The 19,840-nt window shown below is 43.8% G+C and carries 18 protein-coding genes; 1 reads left to right on the forward strand and 17 read right to left on the reverse strand.

What is annotated here, in order from left to right:
- Nucleotides 1-242: 242 nt before the first annotated feature.
- The 15 genes from MY523_RS17890 to MY523_RS17960 all read right to left on the reverse strand — a co-directional run bounded on the left by MY523_RS17890 (nucleotide 243) and on the right by MY523_RS17960 (nucleotide 15,389).
- Nucleotides 243-665 carry a F0F1 ATP synthase subunit epsilon gene (locus MY523_RS17890; protein ID WP_250656043.1) on the reverse strand — a complete coding sequence of 141 codons (423 nt, stop codon included), beginning with the start codon at nucleotides 663-665 and terminating at the stop codon, nucleotides 243-245.
- A gap of 46 nt (nucleotides 666-711) precedes the next feature.
- Entirely contained in the window at nucleotides 712-2,091 is a 1,380-nt protein-coding gene (atpD, locus tag MY523_RS17895) for a F0F1 ATP synthase subunit beta (protein ID WP_250656044.1), read from the reverse strand.
- 37 nt (nucleotides 2,092-2,128) lie between these two features.
- On the reverse strand, nucleotides 2,129-2,989 hold the full coding sequence (atpG, locus tag MY523_RS17900; RefSeq protein ID WP_250656045.1) for a F0F1 ATP synthase subunit gamma: 861 nt from the start codon (nucleotides 2,987-2,989) through the stop codon (nucleotides 2,129-2,131).
- Nucleotides 2,990-3,060: 71 nt separating this feature from the next.
- Nucleotides 3,061-4,605, reverse strand: a complete 1,545-nt coding sequence (gene atpA / locus MY523_RS17905) for a F0F1 ATP synthase subunit alpha (protein ID WP_250656046.1) — start codon at nucleotides 4,603-4,605, stop codon at nucleotides 3,061-3,063.
- 71 nt (nucleotides 4,606-4,676) lie between these two features.
- The gene (locus MY523_RS17910) at nucleotides 4,677-5,213 is read right to left on the reverse strand and encodes a F0F1 ATP synthase subunit delta (protein WP_250656047.1); all 537 of its coding nucleotides are present in this window, start codon (nucleotides 5,211-5,213) and stop codon (nucleotides 4,677-4,679) included.
- Between the two features lie 12 nt (nucleotides 5,214-5,225).
- Nucleotides 5,226-5,696 (reverse strand): F0F1 ATP synthase subunit B, encoded by a 471-nt coding sequence (locus MY523_RS17915; RefSeq protein WP_250656048.1) that lies wholly within the window; start codon nucleotides 5,694-5,696, stop codon nucleotides 5,226-5,228.
- 71 nt (nucleotides 5,697-5,767) lie between these two features.
- Nucleotides 5,768-6,025 carry a F0F1 ATP synthase subunit C gene (gene atpE / locus MY523_RS17920; RefSeq protein WP_194788647.1) on the reverse strand — a complete coding sequence of 86 codons (258 nt, stop codon included), beginning with the start codon at nucleotides 6,023-6,025 and terminating at the stop codon, nucleotides 5,768-5,770.
- Between the two features lie 116 nt (nucleotides 6,026-6,141).
- Complete coding sequence (gene atpB, locus MY523_RS17925) at nucleotides 6,142-6,972, reverse strand: F0F1 ATP synthase subunit A (RefSeq protein ID WP_250656049.1); 831 nt, start codon at nucleotides 6,970-6,972, stop codon at nucleotides 6,142-6,144.
- Between the two features lie 16 nt (nucleotides 6,973-6,988).
- Nucleotides 6,989-7,390: a F0F1 ATP synthase subunit I gene (locus MY523_RS17930; RefSeq protein ID WP_250656050.1), complete on the reverse strand. Its 402-nt coding sequence runs from the start codon at nucleotides 7,388-7,390 to the stop codon at nucleotides 6,989-6,991.
- A gap of 402 nt (nucleotides 7,391-7,792) precedes the next feature.
- Nucleotides 7,793-8,659: a ParB/RepB/Spo0J family partition protein gene (locus MY523_RS17935; RefSeq protein WP_250656051.1), complete on the reverse strand. Its 867-nt coding sequence runs from the start codon at nucleotides 8,657-8,659 to the stop codon at nucleotides 7,793-7,795.
- A 131-nt stretch (nucleotides 8,660-8,790) separates the two neighbouring features.
- Nucleotides 8,791-9,588 (reverse strand): ParA family protein, encoded by a 798-nt coding sequence (locus tag MY523_RS17940; protein ID WP_250656052.1) that lies wholly within the window; start codon nucleotides 9,586-9,588, stop codon nucleotides 8,791-8,793.
- Nucleotides 9,589-9,614: 26 nt separating this feature from the next.
- Nucleotides 9,615-10,250 carry a 16S rRNA (guanine(527)-N(7))-methyltransferase RsmG gene (gene rsmG, locus MY523_RS17945; RefSeq protein ID WP_250658846.1) on the reverse strand — a complete coding sequence of 212 codons (636 nt, stop codon included), beginning with the start codon at nucleotides 10,248-10,250 and terminating at the stop codon, nucleotides 9,615-9,617.
- 58 nt (nucleotides 10,251-10,308) lie between these two features.
- Nucleotides 10,309-12,195, reverse strand: coding sequence for a tRNA uridine-5-carboxymethylaminomethyl(34) synthesis enzyme MnmG (mnmG, locus tag MY523_RS17950; RefSeq protein ID WP_250656053.1), 1,887 nt, complete (start codon nucleotides 12,193-12,195; stop codon nucleotides 10,309-10,311).
- Between the two features lie 412 nt (nucleotides 12,196-12,607).
- Nucleotides 12,608-14,491 (reverse strand): MFS transporter, encoded by a 1,884-nt coding sequence (locus tag MY523_RS17955; protein WP_250656054.1) that lies wholly within the window; start codon nucleotides 14,489-14,491, stop codon nucleotides 12,608-12,610.
- 106 nt (nucleotides 14,492-14,597) lie between these two features.
- On the reverse strand, nucleotides 14,598-15,389 hold the full coding sequence (locus MY523_RS17960; RefSeq protein ID WP_250656055.1) for an oxygen-binding di-iron domain-containing protein: 792 nt from the start codon (nucleotides 15,387-15,389) through the stop codon (nucleotides 14,598-14,600).
- A 318-nt stretch (nucleotides 15,390-15,707) separates the two neighbouring features.
- Here MY523_RS17960 and MY523_RS17965 point away from each other — a divergent pair, with 318 nt between their 5' ends.
- A complete protein-coding gene (locus tag MY523_RS17965) occupies nucleotides 15,708-16,571 on the forward strand; it encodes a type IV pili methyl-accepting chemotaxis transducer N-terminal domain-containing protein (protein ID WP_250656056.1) in 864 nt (287 codons plus the stop codon).
- Nucleotides 16,572-16,649: 78 nt separating this feature from the next.
- On the opposite strand, the gene mnmE is transcribed toward MY523_RS17965, so the two are convergent.
- Both mnmE and yidC read right to left on the reverse strand, forming a co-directional pair.
- Nucleotides 16,650-18,032 (reverse strand): tRNA uridine-5-carboxymethylaminomethyl(34) synthesis GTPase MnmE, encoded by a 1,383-nt coding sequence (gene mnmE / locus MY523_RS17970; RefSeq protein ID WP_250656057.1) that lies wholly within the window; start codon nucleotides 18,030-18,032, stop codon nucleotides 16,650-16,652.
- 109 nt (nucleotides 18,033-18,141) lie between these two features.
- Complete coding sequence (gene yidC / locus MY523_RS17975) at nucleotides 18,142-19,836, reverse strand: membrane protein insertase YidC (RefSeq protein WP_250656058.1); 1,695 nt, start codon at nucleotides 19,834-19,836, stop codon at nucleotides 18,142-18,144.
- Nucleotides 19,837-19,840 lie beyond the last annotated feature (4 nt).

Here is a 19,840-nt window from a genome sequence, read left to right on the forward strand (position 1 = left end):
GGTCACTGGAATATTGCGGCTCATTATACGATATAAAAAGGGAATTATTGTACCCATGCTAACCAATATGAAAGGGGTCAAGCCCTATTATCAGGCAAAATAATGTGAAAGGTTGTTAAATGGCGAGAGTTTTGATCTACAACATGATTGCCATGCCATTCAAACAAAAAAGGGCGACTTAAAAGTCACCCTCTTCTGAGACAAATTACGCTTAACAATACTGCAATATTATTACAGAAAGATTAACGCAATTTATTTCGCAACTGCTGAATGGTACGGAGTCTAGCTGCTGCTTCTGCAAGCTGAGTAGCTGCCTTCGAGTAATCGAAGTCACCACTTTGATTAGCCAGAGCCTTCTCGGCCTCTTGCTTCGCTTCCAAAGCTGCTGCTTCGTCCATATCAGCCGCACGTTGAGCACTGTCAGACAGTATAGTCACGATATTTGGCTGAACTTCCAGATATCCACCGGATACATAGAAGACTTCCTCTTCTCCACCTTGCTTGATCACTCGGATCGGGCCAGGCTTTAAAGCAGAAAGAAGTGGGGTATGGCCAGGAGCCACACCCAAATCACCTTCAAGACCTGCAGCGATAACCATCTCTACACGTCCGGAAAATATCTCTTCTTCAGCACTTACAATATCGCAATGCACGGAAATACCCATATGCTTTGCCTCTTATCCACTCTTATCCACATTTGATAAGGGATAATTATTTCATAGTCTTGGCTTTTTCTACGGCTTCGTCGATTGAACCGACCATGTAGAAAGCCTGTTCTGGCAGGTCATCGTACTCACCAGCCAAAATGCCTTTAAAGCCACGGATAGTATCTTTAAGAGATACATACTTACCAGGAGAACCAGTAAATACTTCTGCTACGTGGAAAGGCTGAGACAAGTAACGCTCAATCTTACGAGCACGTGCAACAACTTGCTTATCTTCTTCAGAAAGCTCGTCCATACCCAGGATCGCAATGATATCTTTCAGTTCTGCGTAACGCTGAAGAACAGTCTGAACGCCACGAGCAATTTCATAGTGCTCTTGCCCGATGATCAATGGATCTAGCTGACGGCTTGTTGAATCAAGTGGATCAATCGCTGGGTAAATACCCTTGGCAGCGATATCACGGCTTAGTACAACGGTTGCGTCCAAGTGAGAGAACGTTGTTGCTGGTGATGGATCAGTCAAGTCATCCGCAGGTACATATACTGCCTGGATAGACGTGATAGAACCATTCTTGGTAGAAGTGATACGCTCCTGAAGAACACCCATCTCTTCTGCCAACGTAGGCTGGTAACCAACCGCTGAAGGCATACGGCCTAGCAGTGCAGATACCTCTGTTCCAGCAAGTGTGTAACGGTAGATGTTGTCAACAAACAACAGTACGTCACGACCTTCGTCACGGAACTTCTCTGCCATGGTCAAACCAGTCAATGCTACACGTAGACGGTTTCCTGGAGGCTCATTCATCTGACCGTAAACCATGGCCACTTTATCCAGAACGTTTGACTCCTTCATTTCGTAGTAGAAGTCGTTACCCTCACGAGTACGCTCACCAACACCTGCGAATACAGAGAGACCTGAGTGCTCTTTCGCGATGTTGTTGATAAGTTCCATCATGTTTACAGTCTTACCAACACCGGCACCACCAAATAGTCCAACCTTACCGCCTTTAGCGAAAGGGCAAACCAGGTCGATGACTTTAATTCCGGTTTCAAGCAAGTCTGCGCTAGCTGATTGCTCAGCATAGCTTGGTGCCTTACGGTGAATAGCCATTTGCTCTTTTTCACCAATAGGGCCTGCTTCATCAATTGGGTTACCTAGAACGTCCATAATACGCCCTAAAGTTTCGGTACCTACAGGCACAGAAATAGGCTTGTTAGTGTTAGACACTTCCAAGCTTCTCTTCAAACCTTCAGTACTACCCATGGCAATCGTACGTACGATACCATCGCCTAACTGCTGCTGAACTTCAAGTGTAGTTTCTCTACCCTCAACTTTCAGAGCATCATAAACCTTTGGCACTGAATCTCGTGGGAATTCCACGTCAATGACCGCGCCAATGATCTGTACGATACTTCCGCTACTCATGCTCGGTTCCTCGTTAATCTAAATTCTGTACTGCCACTTATACTGCTGCTGCACCGCTAACAATCTCAGACAGTTCCTGAGTAATCGCTGCTTGGCGTGCCTTGTTATACACTAGCTGCAGTTCGTTTATCATGTCACCCGCGTTATCAGTTGCGCTCTTCATCGCGATCATACGAGCGGCTTGCTCACATGCTGCGTTTTCAACTACACCCTGATAAACCTGAGACTCTATAAAGCGAGTTAGAAGACCATCCAATAACTGTTTGGCATCTGGCTCATATAGATAATCCCAGTGGTGCTTGAACTCATTTTCCTCTGCAGCTTGCAAAGGCAGAAGCTGAGATACAGTTGGCTCTTGTGTCATGGTGTTCACGAAACGGTTATGAACGACGTATAAACGATCGATCTTACCTTCATCGTATGCATCTAACATCACTTTAACTGAACCAATCAAGTCAACTGCTGATGGTTGATCACCTAAGTGAGATAGAGCCGCTACAACGTTTCCGCCGTAACTTTTAAACAATGAAACCGCTTTTTGACCAATAGCACAGATGTCTATTTCAACACCTTTGTCATTCCAATCTTTCATATCTGCAACAGTCTTTTTGAACAAGTTACTGTTCAAACCACCACAGAGTCCACGATCGGTTGAAACAACAATATAGCCAACACGCTTAACTTCGCGCTCTTGCAGATACAAGTGGTTGTATTCAGGGTTCGCATTTGCAAGGTGTCCAATTACGCCACGAATTCTATCAGCGTAAGGTCGCCCCAAACTCATACGTTCCTGAGCTTTACGCATTTTACTAGCAGCAACCATTTGCATAGCGCTGGTAATTTTCTGCGTGCTCTGAATACTTGTAATCTGATTGCGTATTTCTTTTCCGACGGCCATATATTTACCCTAATGGATTGACGACGCCTGTCATCAAGTTATTTATCAATTTAACGACAGGCTATTCGCAATTACCAAGTCTGAGTAGCTTTAAATTTCTCAATGGCAGCTTTAAGACCATCAGCGATTTCATTGTTATAATCGCCTTTTTCGTTGATCTTAGCCAACAAGTCCGCTTGTTCAGCGTTCATGTAAGAGATCAAAGAAGCCTCAAAATCTACCACTTTCTTAACTTCTACATCATCAAGGAAGCCTTCGTTAGCAGCATATAGAGATACCGCCATTTCAGCGACACTCATTGGGCTATACTGCTTCTGCTTCATAAGCTCTGTAACACGTTGACCGTGCTCCAACTGCTTACGAGTAGCTTCATCAAGGTCAGAAGCGAACTGAGCAAAAGCTGCCAATTCACGGTACTGAGCCAATGCCAGACGAATACCACCACCTAACTTCTTGATGACTTTAGTCTGTGCGGCACCACCTACACGAGAAACCGAAATACCCGCATTCATCGACGGGCGAATACCCGCGTTAAACAGGCTCGATTCAAGGAAGATCTGACCGTCGGTAATCGAGATTACGTTAGTCGGTACGAATGCAGATACGTCACCAGCTTGAGTCTCGATAATTGGAAGTGCAGTCAAAGAACCCGTTTGGCCTTTAACTTCACCGTTGGTGAACTTTTCTACATAGTCAGCGTTTACGCGTGATGCACGCTCTAGCAAACGTGAGTGCAAGTAGAAAACGTCACCTGGATATGCTTCACGACCTGGCGGACGACGTAACAATAGAGAGATCTGACGATATGCCCAAGCCTGCTTGGTCAAATCATCAAATACAATCAGAGCGTCTTCACCACGATCACGGAAGTACTCACCCATTGTACAACCAGCGTATGGAGCCAGGAACTGCATTGCTGCAGGGTCTGATGCGCCAGCGGCTACAACGATAGTGTGATCCATTGCACCGTGCTCTTCGAGCTTACGTACAACAGCAGCGATAGAAGATTGCTTCTGACCAATCGCTACGTATACACACTTAATGCCGGTGTCTTTCTGGTTAATAATCGCATCGATTGCAATAGCCGTCTTACCTATCTGACGGTCACCGATAATCAACTCACGCTGACCACGGCCAATTGGAACCATTGAGTCGATCGCTTTAAGACCGATCTGAACAGGCTCATCAACAGATTGACGTTCGATTACGCCTGGTGCAACTTTTTCGATTGCATCAGTAAGGTTAGTATCGATAGGGCCTTTGCCATCGATAGGGTTACCTAGCGTATCTACAACGCGACCCAGAAGTTGTTCACCAACAGGTACTTCAAGAATTCGGCCAGTACATTTGGCTTTTTGACCTTCGGCCAAGCCATTGTAATCACCCAATACTACGACACCTACAGAATCACGCTCCAAGTTAAGCGCCATGCCGTAAACACCGTTTTCAAATTCAACCATCTCACCGTACATTACGTCGGCAAGACCATGGACTAGAACGATACCATCAGAAACACTGACGATAGTGCCCTCATTACGGGCTTCAGAAGATACATCGAGCTTCTCAATGCGCTTCTTGATGATTTCGCTAATCTCAGCAGGATTTAATTGCTGCATGCAAATGTCCTCAAAAAAGAGTCCTTAAACCTAAGTCATTAATCCAGGTATTTAGACCTGAATAGTGTCGCCTAGGAATTAATTGCCTCGGCCAATTTCGCAAGTTTTCCACGAACAGAACCGTCGATAACCAGATCCTCAGCTCTCATAATCACGCCACCCAGAAGTTCTGAGTTAGTCGTAGAGCTGATATTTACTTTTCGATCCAGTTTTTTAGTTAGTGCTTGTGCCAGTTGGTCTTGCTGCTCCGCACTCAATTCGAATGCGCTTTCAACTTCAACCTCAACAGATCGTTCCTGTTGGGCCTTGAATAGCTCAAATAAGGCAGCAATTTCTGGTAGCAATGTCAGCCGTTTGTTGTCAGCAAGAACCGAAATAAAGTTCTTGCCTTCTTCTGACAGCTTGCCGTCACAAACACTTACAAACGTTTCAGCCTTCTTTTCACTGGTTAGTGAAGGATGATCCAAAACGTTCTTCATGTTCTGATCAGCAGCTACCGCAGCACTAAAGCCCAGCATGGCAGACCATTCTGCCAATGCATTCTGGCTTTGCGCAGCAGCATAAGCCGCTTTTGCGTATGGCCGGGCTACCGTTGTTAACTCTGCCATATCAAACCTCTCTTATAGTTCAGCGGCAAGCTTATTAAGCAAGTCGCCATGAACGTTAGAATCAATAGAGGTTTGCAGAATTTTCTCGGCACCCGCTACAGCAATGGCTGCGACTTCAGCACGCAGTGCCTCTTTCGCACGATTGCTTTCCTGTTCGATTTCAGCTTTCGCTGCTGCAACCAAACGCTCACCTTCTTCACGAGCTTGCTCTTTAGCTTCCTCGACGATTTGGGCAGAACGCTTGTTTGCTTGCTCGATCAGTTCAGCCGCCTGTAACTTAGCTTCGCGTAATTCTTGTTTAGCCTTTTCCTGGGCCAAATCAAGATCACGGGATGCACGATCAGCAGCATCTAAACCATCCGCAATTTTCTTCTGTCTTTCTTTCAGCGCTTCCATCACTGGAGGCCAAACGTATTTCATACAAAATACGACAAAGATAAAGAATGAGATGGCTTGACCAATCATTGTCAAGTTAATGTTCACGTCAACACCTCTCGCAGTTATTAAGTAAACCTATTAAATGTAAAAACCAGGGTTTCACTTATAACAGCAAATTAACCAGCAATTTGAGCAACAAACGGGTTAGCGAAGGTGAAGAACAACGCGATACCAACACCGATCATTGTTACAGCATCAAGAAGACCAGCAACGATGAACATTTTAACCTGAAGCATAGGAACCATTTCAGGCTGACGAGCAGCACCTTCAAGGAACTTTCCGCCCAACAAACCGAATCCAATCGCAGTACCCAAGGCACCAAGTCCGATCAAAAGCGCTACAGCAATCGCGGTTAAGCCAACTACAGTTTCCATTTTCACTCCTAAATTTTAAGTGATTAAAGTTAAAGTTAAAGTTTTAAAGCTAAGGTTGAAACTACTACTAACAGTCTATTACTAAAGAACTCACGGCCTATTACAAAATAGACTGCTTAGTGATCTTCGTGTGCCATGCTCAAGTAGACGATTGTCAGCATCATAAAGATGAATGCTTGCAATACAATTACAAGAATATGGAATATCGCCCATGGCACCGACAAGCCCCACTGAATCCATAGAGGCAATAGTGCAATAAGGATAAAGATCAATTCACCAGCATATAAGTTACCGAATAGTCGCAATGCTAATGAAATAGGCTTGGCAATTAGACCAACACCTTCCAACAATAAGTTAAAAGGAATCATCCACTTACCAAACGGTTGTAAAGTAAGCTCGCCAACAAAGCCACTAACGCCTTTTACTTTGATGCTGTAATAGACAATCAGGGCAAAGACTGAAAACGCCATACCTAGTGTTGCGTTAAGGTCAGTAGTCGGTACAACCTTAAAGTACAAGTGCTCATTACCAGTGATGATCTGAGCTAATCTAGGTAGGAAATCTACTGGGATTAAATCCATGAAGTTCATCAGGAAAACCCAGCAAAAAATTGTCAGCGCTAAAGGTGCAATCACTTTATTTCGGCCATGAAAGGTTTCTTTGACACTGTTGTCAACAAACTCGATCATGATTTCTACAAAGTTCTGCAAACCACCAGGAACACCAGTCGTTGCCTTTTTTGCAGCTGAACGGAACAACCATAAGAATAGGACGCCTAACGCAATAGACCAACCCATGGTATCCACATGAATGGCCCAAAAACCCATTTCTTTGGCTTCTTGTGCTGTATGAGCAAACATCCAGCCGCCTTCAGGGTGTTTACCATAGGTAAGATTCTGAAGGTGGTGCTGTATATAGGATGATGCGGTGAGGGTTTCGCCTGCCATATTATGCTCTCAAACTCTATTTCCGCTGTGGCTGATGACTCAGCAAAAGCGGAGTCAGCCAATTCGTCGTTAATACAATAATAAAGGTTGCAAACAGCGCTAAAACGTTTAACGGTTTTACTGACACAAAAACCACAGTAAACAGAACTGCAGTTAACGCCAGTTTTACTGCTTCACCTTTATAAAAGGAGTTAACTATCTGACGTGCGGCTCTCGCACCCGTGTGAGCAAAGGCTTTATAAGCAAAATAAATATTAGGCAGTATAAACACGAGCCCACCCAGTAGTGCCGAGTACGCTGCTACCTGATCTTTCAGCAAAAAACCGACACTTATTATCAGGGTAGCTCCCAACTGAACCCCAATTAATCGGTAAATTGCCGGTCGCTTAATTCCGGAAACTGTTTTCTTACCGCTCATGCACTCTCACAATACAAAATGCATTCTCGCTAAATCAAATGCTGTAACGCTCCACCCAAATGTTTTGGGTTTCAGCCGTATACAGGCTTCCACAATTGTGCGATTCCGCTTTTAAAACCCCGCCAAACAAGGTGATATTAATAGCCGCCACCTCAGGCGAGGCAAATTATATTGATTAACTGGCCAGCATTCAACAAAAAAGGGCCGTTTATCGTGGTTTTAGTATAAAAATTTGGCTATTTTTTAATCTAAGATAAGTGTATATAAAACAACCAAAATACAAGTTGTATGAGCAAATTATAGATTCACCTATATATGGTATAACAGTCGTTTTAAACACCTGTTTAAATCAAATTCATTCGACAGGATGATTTGTGTGAAGTTTGGTAATTTTGATATTTATCACTTTATGTGATTTAAGATTCCATCCAGTTCGTCAACACTGCTGTATTGAATAACCAGTTTTCCCTTTCCTTTTGAAGTATGATTAATAGCCACTTTCGCACCTATTCTTTCAGAAAGATCCTGTTGCAGCCGGCGAATATCCGGATCTACTTTTTTGGCTTCCTTTGGATGGTCTTTCTGCTCTTGCAGCTTTCTGACTAATGCTTCGGTCTGCCTCACCGACAACGACTTGGCAATGACCTGGTTTGCAGCCTGAAGCTGTAATTCTGGCGACAGTGACAACATAGCTCGACCATGGCCCATTTCGAGGTCGCCATGCTCAAGCATTACTTTCACTTCGTTAGAGAGACCTATCAAGCGCAACAGATTGGTCACTGTGGAGCGGGACTTACCAACCGCCTGAGCGACCTCTTGCTGGGTTAGCTCAAACTCATCTTGAAGTCGCTGAAGGGCTATTGCCTCTTCCATGGCATTGAGATTTTCTCGCTGGATGTTTTCAATCAGTGCCATTGCCACGGCCGCTTCATCAGGGACATCCCTAATGATTGCAGGCACCCGATCAAGGCCTGCCAACTGAGTTGCCCGCCAACGACGCTCACCGGCAATAATTTCGTACCGGCTTTCAGCAATGGGCCTTACGATAATCGGTTGCATCACACCCTGCTGCTGAATTGACTCTGCAAGCTCTTCCAGCGCATCAGGATCCATATCCCGTCTAGGCTGATAAACGCCGCGCTGAACCAAGTCAACGGGTAGCTCTCTTAACTCACCATCCTGGGTAGCTTCGGTTTGGAGCTTAACCTTTGAACCCGCTAATAACGCACCCAAACCGCGTTCGCCTAAACCTCGTTTCTTTGCAACCATGATCAACCTTAATCGTTTGTCTTTCTAACCAACAGGGAGTAACAGAATTAGCTAATGAGTTTGAATATTAATACCCACATCAAGTTATCTGAAATAAGCCTTCTGGGGAAGCTCTCAGCTATAAAGCCAGCCTAAGCCAACGCTGCTGCTTTTTCCTTAGCCTTGGCTTTAGTCTTACGAACAACTTCTCCTGCGAGAGCCAGATAAGATAAGGCCCCCTTTGAGCCCTTATCGTATTTCAAAGCGGGAAGTCCGTAACTTGGCGCTTCTGCCAACCTGATATTCCTGGGTATAACTGACCCATAAACCTGATCCCCAAAATATTCTTGAAGCTGAGATGAAACATCTCGAGTTAGGCTATTACGGGGGTCATACATTGTCCTCAATATACCTTCTATCTCAAGCGAGGGGTTAATTGTTTCCCTTATCTGCTCAATGGTATTCATCAATGCAGCCAGACCTTCAAGTGCATAATATTCACACTGCATTGGGATAATCACACTATCGGATGCCGACAGAGCATTAACGGTCAGCATGTTAAGAGAAGGTGGGCAATCAATCAAAATAAAGTCATAGTTTTCTCTAACTTTATTAAGCGCCAGCCTGAGGCGGTGCTCGCGGCCGATTTCATTTAATAGCTCAACCTCAGCCGCCGTCACATCGCCATTGGCAGGAATAACATCAAAGCCAGACTCTTCAGCCCGCACAATCACTTCATTGATATCGGCTTTCTTTGTTAACACATCATAAGCGGTTTTATTCACCTCATTTTTGTCAACACCACTTCCCATCGTAGCGTTTCCTTGAGGATCAAGGTCAACCATTAATATTTTTCGCTTGGTAGCCGCCAACGACGCAGACAGATTAACGCAGGTTGTTGTTTTGCCTACGCCACCCTTTTGATTGGTAACGGCAAATATTCGTGCCATACCTGACTCTCCTATAACGTGATAATCTATCTGGTTTTGCGGATAATAATAAGATGTCTTTCGCCATCACTGCCGGGCACCTCCAGCGAATGGCTTTGTTCTACTTTATATCCATCCGGCAAGCTAGTCAGCTCTTCTTCAGGAAATACCCCCTTCATCGCCAAAAACTGCCCTCTATCATCAACTAAATGAGAACACCAGCCAACCATATTTTCGATTGCGCTGAAGGCCCTTGAGATGACTTGATCAAACGGCTGTTGCGGCTTAAATTCTTCTACTCGACCATGCACAACCGTAACGTTGCCAAGCCCCATCTCTAACTTACATTGCGTTAGAAAACGTGTCTTCTTGCCATTGCTGTCGAGCAAGGTAAAACGGGTTTCTGGAAACAAGATGGCTAGTGGAATACCGGGTAACCCTGGCCCAGTCCCCACATCAATAATATTCTCCCCCTTAACCCAAGGCACAATACTAAGAGAGTCTATTAAATGACGAGTCAGCATCTCTTCCGGGTTGCGCACAGCGGTAAGGTTGTATGCCTTATTCCACTTGTTCAGCAGCGTTAAGTAACTCAGCAGCTGGCTAGACTGCGGCTCAATTAGGCTCACGCCTAACTGATTAGCCCCATCAACCAGGCGGGATCTGTACTCTTCACTTTGAATCCCGTCTAAGGTGTTTGAACGTTCTTTACTGGTACGTGCTTGCACTGAACTGTTTTTATTACGCAATTTCTTTTCTCACCATGGAACGCTTTTTCAGATAGATAATCAACAGTGAGACTGCAGCTGGAGTAACGCCAGGTATCCGTGAGGCCTGTGCAATAGTTTCAGGGCGAACATCTTTTAGCTTCGATGTTAGCTCGTTAGATAACCCTGGTATATTGTCGTAGTCAAAGTCACTCGGCAGCAGCGTGTTTTCATGACGGCGCAAACGTTCGATCTCATCTTGCTGACGGCTGATATAGCCTTCATATTTCACTTGTATTTCAATCTGTTCGGCAACACTATCATCATCAATGGTTTGGCCACCGATTTCAGCTATTTTTGGATAATCCAACTCTGGGCGGCGGAGCAGGTCAGACAGACTATATTCCCTATTTAAAGGGTGCTCAAGATACTTGTTGGCAATACCTGCCTGCTCAGATTTTGGCTGAATCCAGGTTTTGTCCAAGCGAACCCTTTCACTCTCGATTGACTCACGCTTTTTAGAAAAAGCAGCCCAGCGCTCATCGTCAACCAGCCCAAGCTCTCGGCCTTTTTCCGTCAACCGCAAGTCAGCATTGTCTTCTCTCAGAATCAGTCTGTATTCTGCCCGGCTGGTAAACATTCGATAGGGTTCACTGGTACCTAGCGTAATCAGATCATCAACCAATACACCGATATAAGCCTCATCACGTCTTGGATACCATGCATCTTTGCCCTGAGCCCTGAGTGATGCGTTAATCCCGGCCAATAACCCTTGTGCTCCTGCTTCTTCATAGCCGGTTGTACCGTTTATCTGGCCGGCAAAGAAAAGGTTGTTGATAAACTTTGTTTCCAGGGAGTGTTTAAGATCCTGCGGGTTGAAGTAGTCATACTCGATCGCATAACCCGGACGGGTTATATGTGCGTTTTCAAACCCTTTCATTGAGCGCACAAGCTCAAGCTGCACATCAAACGGTAAACTGGTAGAAATACCGTTTGGGTATAACTCATGAGTCGTTAACCCTTCAGGTTCAACAAATATCTGGTGCGAGCTTTTATCCGCAAAGCGATTAACCTTATCTTCAATCGACGGACAATAGCGGGGACCAACCCCCTCTATAACACCACTAAACATGGGCGACCGGTCAAACCCACCTCGTATAATTTCATGGGTTCGCTCATTGGTATGAGTCACAAAACAGCTAATTTGCTCAGGGTGATCGCTCAACTTGCCCATGTACGACATAACAGGCGTTGGTGTATCGCCAGGTTGCTCAGCCATCACGGTGAAATCAACGGATCTTGCATCGATACGCGGTGGAGTGCCCGTTTTTAATCGCCCCACCCTAAATGGCAACTCTCTCAACCGATTAGCCAAAGCGATTGACGGTGGATCTCCCGCTCGACCACCCGAGTGGTTCTCTAAGCCGATATGAATCCGTCCACCCAGAAATGTTCCCGCTGTCAGCACGACACTGTCAGCGTGGAAACGGACTCCCATGTTAGTGATCACCCCTTTAACCTGATCACCTTCGACAATTAGGTCATCTGCTGATTGCTGGAATATTTCCAGATTTGCCTGGTTTTCAAGTATTGAACGCACAGCAGCTTTGTATAGTACTCGGTCAGCTTGTGCTCGGGTTGCTCTAACCGCAGGGCCTTTGCGCGAGTTAAGCACTCTAAACTGGATGCCGCCTTTATCTGTGGCCAGTGCCATTGCACCGCCCAGCGCATCGATTTCTTTAACCAAGTGGCTTTTGCCAATACCGCCAATAGCAGGGTTACAGGACATCTGGCCCAACGTTTCAATGTTATGGGTCAGCAACAAAGTCTGGCTCCCCATTCGAGCAGCAGCCAAAGCAGCTTCTGTACCTGCATGCCCACCGCCAATAACAATTACATCAAAACGTTTTGGAAAATCCACAGCCTTACCTCATTAAACATTAAGCCAGTTAAAAACATGCCAGCTCTTACAAACAGCCGCGTAGTATAATATCAAAGCCATAGGGTTTCAGCATAAACTGTGTAATTTTTAATCAAAAAATAAACTTTTTAGTTTAACTTACAAAGATCTCTACAAAATTAGAGTAAACAACCTAATTTTAATTATTTTCAAAGACTTATAGAAACAACTTAATAAAAGTTATTAATGAAGTTATCCACATGATTATTTTCTATACTTCTAAGTGAATAAAAGCATAAGACACTGTTATTTAATGAGTTATTTTTATATAAAAATACGAACACAGTGTTCATCAAAAAACTTATCCACAACAAAAGTAGAAAAAGTAATCACTTTTTCTACTTATTCACAATAATTCAATTAGCTGCTCATTTTAGGGGTTATCCCCTCTAAGCTGCCTCACTTCTGCCTCCAGCCCTGCAGCAGTAACCTCTTCCGGCCTCCAACGACGCCCCCCGACAATATTAACCTTTGACCAAAACCGCTTGGGTAAGCGACTAAATGCAGGGCCATCTTTGTTGCTAAAGAAACTCCCCCATAAGCCTTGCAGTGCAAGTGTCACCACTTCTACCGGATTACGCTCAAGTATTGTCTCGACGCCCCCGCGAAATTCATTCATTTCACCGGTTTTTGTCAGCTTTCCTTCGGGGAAAATGCACACTAATTGGCCCTGCTCAAGCTCTCTTGAGATCGAATCAAATGCCTGTTGATAAACCTCTTCGTCTTTATGGCGAGGCGCTATAGGAATGGCTTTTGCCAAGCGAAAAATCGGCCCTAAGAATGGAGATCTGAATATTTGGTAATCCATAACAAAGCGAATAGGTCTTCTCACCGCCCCAGCCATAAGTAGCGCATCAACAAAACTGACATGGTTGCAAACCAGTACCGCAGGCCCCTCATCAGGTATAACGTCCAGGTTTTTGTGCGTCACTCTATACATTGAGTGAGACAACATCCAAACCACAAACCGAAATGCAAACTCTGGAACTTGTGAATAAACATAAGCAGCAACAACCAGATTCATCAGGGCAATCACCAAAAAGAACTGTGGAATACTTAAGTCCAATACCCCCAGCAGCAAAATACCAGCCAGCGCGCTTCCGACCATAAATAGCGCATTCATTATATTATTGGCGGCTATGATTTGCGCTCGTCGCTCAGGCAGAGAGTTTTTCTGGATATACGCGTACAGAGGTACAATGAAAAAACCACCAAATATACCAATGCATGCCAAATCTATCAGAATTCGAAAATTACCCGGGTCTGATGCAAATGCTAACCAGTTAAAGGATTGGTCTGAATGGTAAGCAGGTATCGCACTGTATAAATCAATGCCAAAAAGAGTAAGCCCCAGGGAACCAATAGGCACAATACCAATTTCGACCTTATGCCCAGACAACCGCTCACACAACATGGAGCCTATACCAATACCTATCGAGAACAGAGCCAACAACATAGTGACCACAGAGGAGTCACCTTGTAGCACTTCCTTTGCGAAATTTGGAAACTGAGTTAAATATGAAGCACCTAAGAACCAAAACCATGATATAGCCATGATCGATAAGTAAATCGCACGATCTTCCCTGGCAAATTTTAGCACTCGAAAAGTCATGCTAAAGATGTTGAAATTAAGTTTCATCGTTGGATTTGCGGACTCAGCAACAGGGATTTTTCTACTGGCCAAATACCCGGCAACGGCGATAACAACCACAGCACAGGCTGTTAAAATTTGAGTCCCTTCAAACCCCATCAACAAACCTGCGCCTATGGTTCCAAGTAAAATCGCAACGAATGTTCCCATTTCAACCAGGGCATTCCCCCCTACCAGTTCATCATCCGCTAGATGCTGAGGCAATATTGCGTACTTAACAGGACCAAAGAATGTTGACTGTGTTCCCATCACAAACAACAACAGCAACAGTAAACTATACGACTCAGTGACAAAACACGCAGCAGCCAACGACATAATAAAGACTTCTGCTAATTTCACCTTTCTGATAATTGATGACTTTTCATACTTGTCAGCAACCTGCCCCGCTATCGCAGAAAACAGAAAAAACGGCAAAATAAACAACCCTGCCGCCAGATTCATAACGACATTGGATTCCATTCCCATTGCTTTAGTGGCTGAAAAAGCAATCAACAACATTAAGGTATTTTTAAAAATGTTGTCGTTAAAAGCACCCAAAAACTGAGTACAGAAAAAGGGTAAAAACCGTTTGGATTTAAGAAGGCTTGACTGGTTATGTTCTTCCATACATATTTTCCATGCGAGCTAACGTAAGCAACTGAATTTAATCAATGCTATTTATTTATTACTGATATATCTAGCGAATATTGCGACTGGTGAGAAATAAGCAGGGTTACTCAGGGATTTTAAAGTTATCTTCCGTTAATAAGTCTGTTCCACACTGTAAATTGGAGATCCAGTCAAGAAACTCATTAATCATCGTTTTACCCTGAAAATACCGCCCATGTTGAGGAACAATCATTTCCACATCCAATGATCTAATCATATCAGCCCATAACCTGCATACTCGATTACCGGTCATATAGCGACGATGAAACCCGATCATATTAGGGATATGCTGCTCAAAGTCCTCCACTGGGTCACCTCCTTTACCTGCACCAAATGAGCCTCCGACATCGCCTGAAAAAAGTACTTTTGATATAGGGTCATAGAAATGAAGATTACCAACCGAGTGCAAAAAGTGGGCAGGCAAGCACTGAATAACCGTATCACCTACCGGTACATTAATGCCTTCATCCGGCACCGCAATAATACGATCAAACACACTACCTTTAATTGAGCTGCGAACTGAGTCGCTCACTAAATGAGGTAAAAACCTAGCCCAAAGGCGCGATGAAATAACCTTGCAAGGCGTACTAAGTAACCATTGTTCAAGCGATGAGATAATATCTGGATCTTGGTGGGAAGCAAAAATAAAATCCAGCTTTGAAGTATCACAAAACGTTGCAATGCCGCTACTTAATGCGTTAAAGGTTAAATCACCTCCAGGGTCTAACAGCACAGCCTTTCCTTTGTGCAGTATTAGAAACTGGTTTGACTGAACCCCTTCACCTGTCACCAACTCGTCAAACAATAAACATTGATGATCGCGGTCTTTATATAAAACAACCGGCTCTTGAGTCATTCTTCAGGCTCCTGCTATTCACTAAATTCAGCCGCGAGATAAAGAACTAGGAATACAGTAACTATAGTCAGCATCTTATGGCTTGGCCAACTATTAACTTACTGAAAAATCACATAAATAAAGCACTGGATATATTTATGCACTATATCTGGTCAAAAGCCGTTATGTAACATCACGAAAGCGATTGTAATCTTTATTATCTTATTGATTTTACTCAATTAAAAACCATATCAAAGGAATAGCATCCAATCCGTTAGTTCTGGCATATGAACTGCTAAAGCAGCTCACTCCAGTGTATGATTATTTTAAGGATTTGTTATGTGGTTTTACTCAAAGCGTAAACTCAATAGTGTGTTAACAGTGTTTCAAACAAAAACAGTTATTATTCCAAATATCCTGTTAGCACTCTCCCTTATGGCAGGTTTGGTATCAGTTCCTTCAGTTGCCTTTTCAGAGACACTGACTATTGATTCAGCCATCAATAAAGCGGGTAGACAACGTATGTTGACCCAAAGAATAGTTAAGTCTTATCTGTTAATTGGTCAGGATGTGGCAACAGATACTGCGCAGGAGCAACTCGATGGCAGTATTGGTTTGTTTGAACAGCAGTTGGAAGAACTTGAAGAGTTCTCGCCAAACCAAACAATCAGCAAGTCGTTAATGGATGTCCGAAAGCAGTGGAATAGTTTCCGCCTTGCAGCTATTTCAAAGCCAGAAAAATCAAAAGCAATTAGCTTAATTCAGAAAGGCGAGGCAACATTAGCCAAGTGTGAAGCAGTTGTTAAGTTATTTGAACAGCACTCAGGCGATCAAAAAGGCAAACTGATTAACGTATCTGGACGACAGAGAATGCTCTCTCAGCGAATTGGAATGTTCTATGCCGCCAAAAGCTGGAACCTGAAAAGCGACAAACTGGATAAACCTTTTAAGCAGGCTATGAGCGAATACGATGAAGCACTCAAGTTTTTGTCTTCATCAAAACTCAATAGTGAAGAAATCAAAAATGCATTGGCTAAAGTGAGCGCCCAGTGGGATTTTTCAAGATCGGGGTTCGAGCAGATGGAGAATGGTCGATATGTGCCCTTCATTATTCAGGTCACAACAGAGTCAATGCTGAAAAAGATGAACAAAATTACCGGCATGTATGAAGCAATATCTGACAGTGGTATTGCAAAGATATAGAAACTGGACTTCGCACATTAATTGTTAACAGGCTTAATGGGGTGCGCCATACGCACCCCATATAACTATTCGTCACCACTACTTGCCGATACAGAAACTAGAGAATATCCTGCCCAATAAGTCATCCGGCGTTACCTGGCCTGTTATCTCTCCAAGAGATTCTTGTGCAGCTCTAAGGTCTTCTGCCAGTAACTCGCCTGCCCCCGCTGTTTGAAGTTGCTGCTGACCGGTATAAAGGGCTTTTTCTGCGACATTTAACGCATCAATGTGGCGCCTTCTTGCAGTAAACCCACCTTCCATCGTCGAGTTATAACCCATACACTCTTTGAGGTGCTCTTTTAGAATATCTATACCCTGCTGATTTTTCGCAGATATATTAATTACAGGGTATGCGCTATCGCCGACTAGTTCAGGCAATTCGTTTGTTTGGTCAATTTTATTCCTGATAACAGATATCTGACTCATATCTGGCAGCTTGTGTACAAAGTCAGGCCAGATTACTTCAGGGTCAGCAGATTCTGTGGTGGTACCATCAACCATCAAGAGAATACGGTCAGCTTGCTCAATCTCTTGCCAGGCTCGATCAATACCTATTCGTTCTACTTCGTCGCTGCTTTCGCGCAACCCTGCGGTATCAATAATATGAAGAGGCATACCATCAATATGAATATGCTCTTTTAAAACATCCCGCGTCGTTCCTTCGATAGAGGTCACGATAGCCGCTTCTCGCCCAGCCAAGGCGTTTAGCAAACTCGACTTTCCAGCATTTGGCCGCCCTGCAATCACAACATTCATGCCTTCTCGAATCAGCGTACCCTGATTTGCGCGGCGTTGAACCGAGTGAAGCTGGTCGATAATTTTTTGAAGGTCATTGGCGACTTTTCCGTCACCTAAAAAGTCTATTTCTTCTTCCGGGAAATCGATCGCAGCTTCCACATAAATCCTTAACGCGATAAGCTGCTCAACAAGGATCTCTATCTCTTTGGAAAACGCGCCTTGCAGCGACCTAAGTGCGCACTTTGCAGCCTGCTCAGAGGCACTGTCAATCAAATCTGCTATTGCCTCAGCCTGAACTAAATCAAGCTTGTCATTTAAAAAAGCACGCTCCGAGAACTCTCCCGGTCTGGCAATTCTTGCACCTAAAGAAATAACGACCTGTAACAACATATCCATAATTACAGGGCCACCATGGCCTTGAAGCTCAAGAACATCTTCGCCGGTAAATGAGTTGGGATTGGGAAAAAACAGCGCTATCCCCTGATCTATCTGTTCACCATCAGCTGTTAGGAACGGCCCATAGTGGGCAAAGCGAGGTTTGGGTTGGAAACCCAGAACACTCTCTGCTATCAACTGGGATTTTGGGCCAGATACTCGAATGATACCTACCCCAGCCCGACCCGGGGCCGTTGCTAACGCAACAATAGTATCCTGTTCCAGTAGTGTAAGATCAGAGGTCACCATTATTCAGCCTTTGTTAACGAATTCATTAAAGGGAATACAATCATTATTAAGGGGTTACGCAAAAAATAAAGGCCCCTTAAAAGGAGCCTTTTGTATTTCAAACACTTACTTAGCTTTTTTCAGCTGCCGCGTTTTCAATATTTCGAGTAATCACCCATTGCTGTGCGATGGATAATATGTTGTTAACAACCCAGTACAATACCAAGCCAGCCGGGAACCATAAGAAAAATACGGTAAATATAATTGGCATAAGCTTCATTACTTTAGCTTGTACAGGATCAGGTGGCGCAGGGTTCAGAGACATCTGAATAAACATACTTGCGCCCATTATAATTGGCAAAATGAAGTATGGATCTTTAATTGAGAGATCTGTAATCCAGAAAAAGAATGGTGCGTGACGAAGTTCTACACTTTCCAATAGTACCCAGTACAAGGCGATAAATACCGGCATTTGAACTAATACAGGTAAACAGCCACCCAAAGGGTTTATTTTCTCCTTTTTATATAGCTCCATCATGCCTTGAGACATTTTTTGTCGGTCATCGCCATACTGCTCTTTTAGCTGAGCAAGTTTTGGTGCAACACGACGCATGTTTGCCATTGAGCGGTAACTGGCGGCAGACAGCTTAAAGAATGCAGCCTTTACAATAACGGTTACCAAAATGATCGCGATTCCCCAGTTCCCTACGATGCCATGTAAGAAATCAAGCAATATGTACAAGGGGTAGGCAATGAAAAACAAAAAGCCATAATCAACGGTCAAATCCAGATTTGGAGCAGCCTGCTCAAGTTTTTCGATAATTTTAGGGCCAATATAAACATTAGCTGAAATCTCTTCCTGCTGGCCATTTTCAATCGACACTTGAGGGCTGATAAAGCCCATCAGATATAAGCCATTTTTAACTTTAGTCTGATAAGTATGTTCAAGGTTGTCCGATGGAATCCAGGCAGTCATGAAATAGTGTTGAAGAAAGGCTATCCAACCACCTTGAGCTTTTGTATTAACAGGCTGATCACGCATATCTTCAAAGTCGAATTTTTCGTATGGTTCTTTAGGACTTGATAGCACCATACCCAAAAATGACTGCATGCCCATACTATTTTGTTGCGAAGGATCAGGAGCCTGATCACGAATGATTTTGCCAGAGAAATTAGCTTTCCACGGTGAGCCAGAATTGTTTTTTACCAGATAAGAGACTTTAACCAGATAGGTCTCTCGTTTAAAGCTATAACGCTTTATGACTTCAACACCCGAATCATCGATGTATTTTAGATCAACAACTAATTCATCTTGATCGTCAGCTAACTCAAAGTAATCACTGCTTGCCTGGTAAACTGGAGAAGGGCCATTTCTGGATGAATCGAAACCATTTTTCCCATATAGACCGCTTTCAATAGTGTATTTATGGTTTGGGCTATTTTGCAGCAGTGCAAGATTTTCATCCGATCCAAGCGTTTTTTTATACTGAGTCAACAATGCTTCAGTTATGTTGCCGCCCGTCAGATTAATTGAGATATCTAAAACATCTGTTTTTACACGAATTTTTTGATTATCAGCCCCCGTAGTTTTAGAAACATTCAGGTCTGTCTCAGAAGAAGACTGTTCTTCTGGTGTAGAAAATTCGCTATCGCTGGTAGAAACAGATGTTGTGTCGTTTGCCGCAATCGACGGGCTATCTATCATTTCTACGTTTGCAGAAGGTGATGTAGCAGGTTGATTACCGTAGTCATCATTCCACGCTAATACCATCAGGTATGAAACAATGGCTAAGCCTATAAAAATTATACCGCGTTGTGCATCCATGGGA

Origin of the sequence: Alkalimarinus coralli (genome assembly GCF_023650515.1) — a bacterium.
In the GTDB taxonomy this organism is placed as follows: domain Bacteria; phylum Pseudomonadota; class Gammaproteobacteria; order Pseudomonadales; family Oleiphilaceae; genus Alkalimarinus; species Alkalimarinus coralli.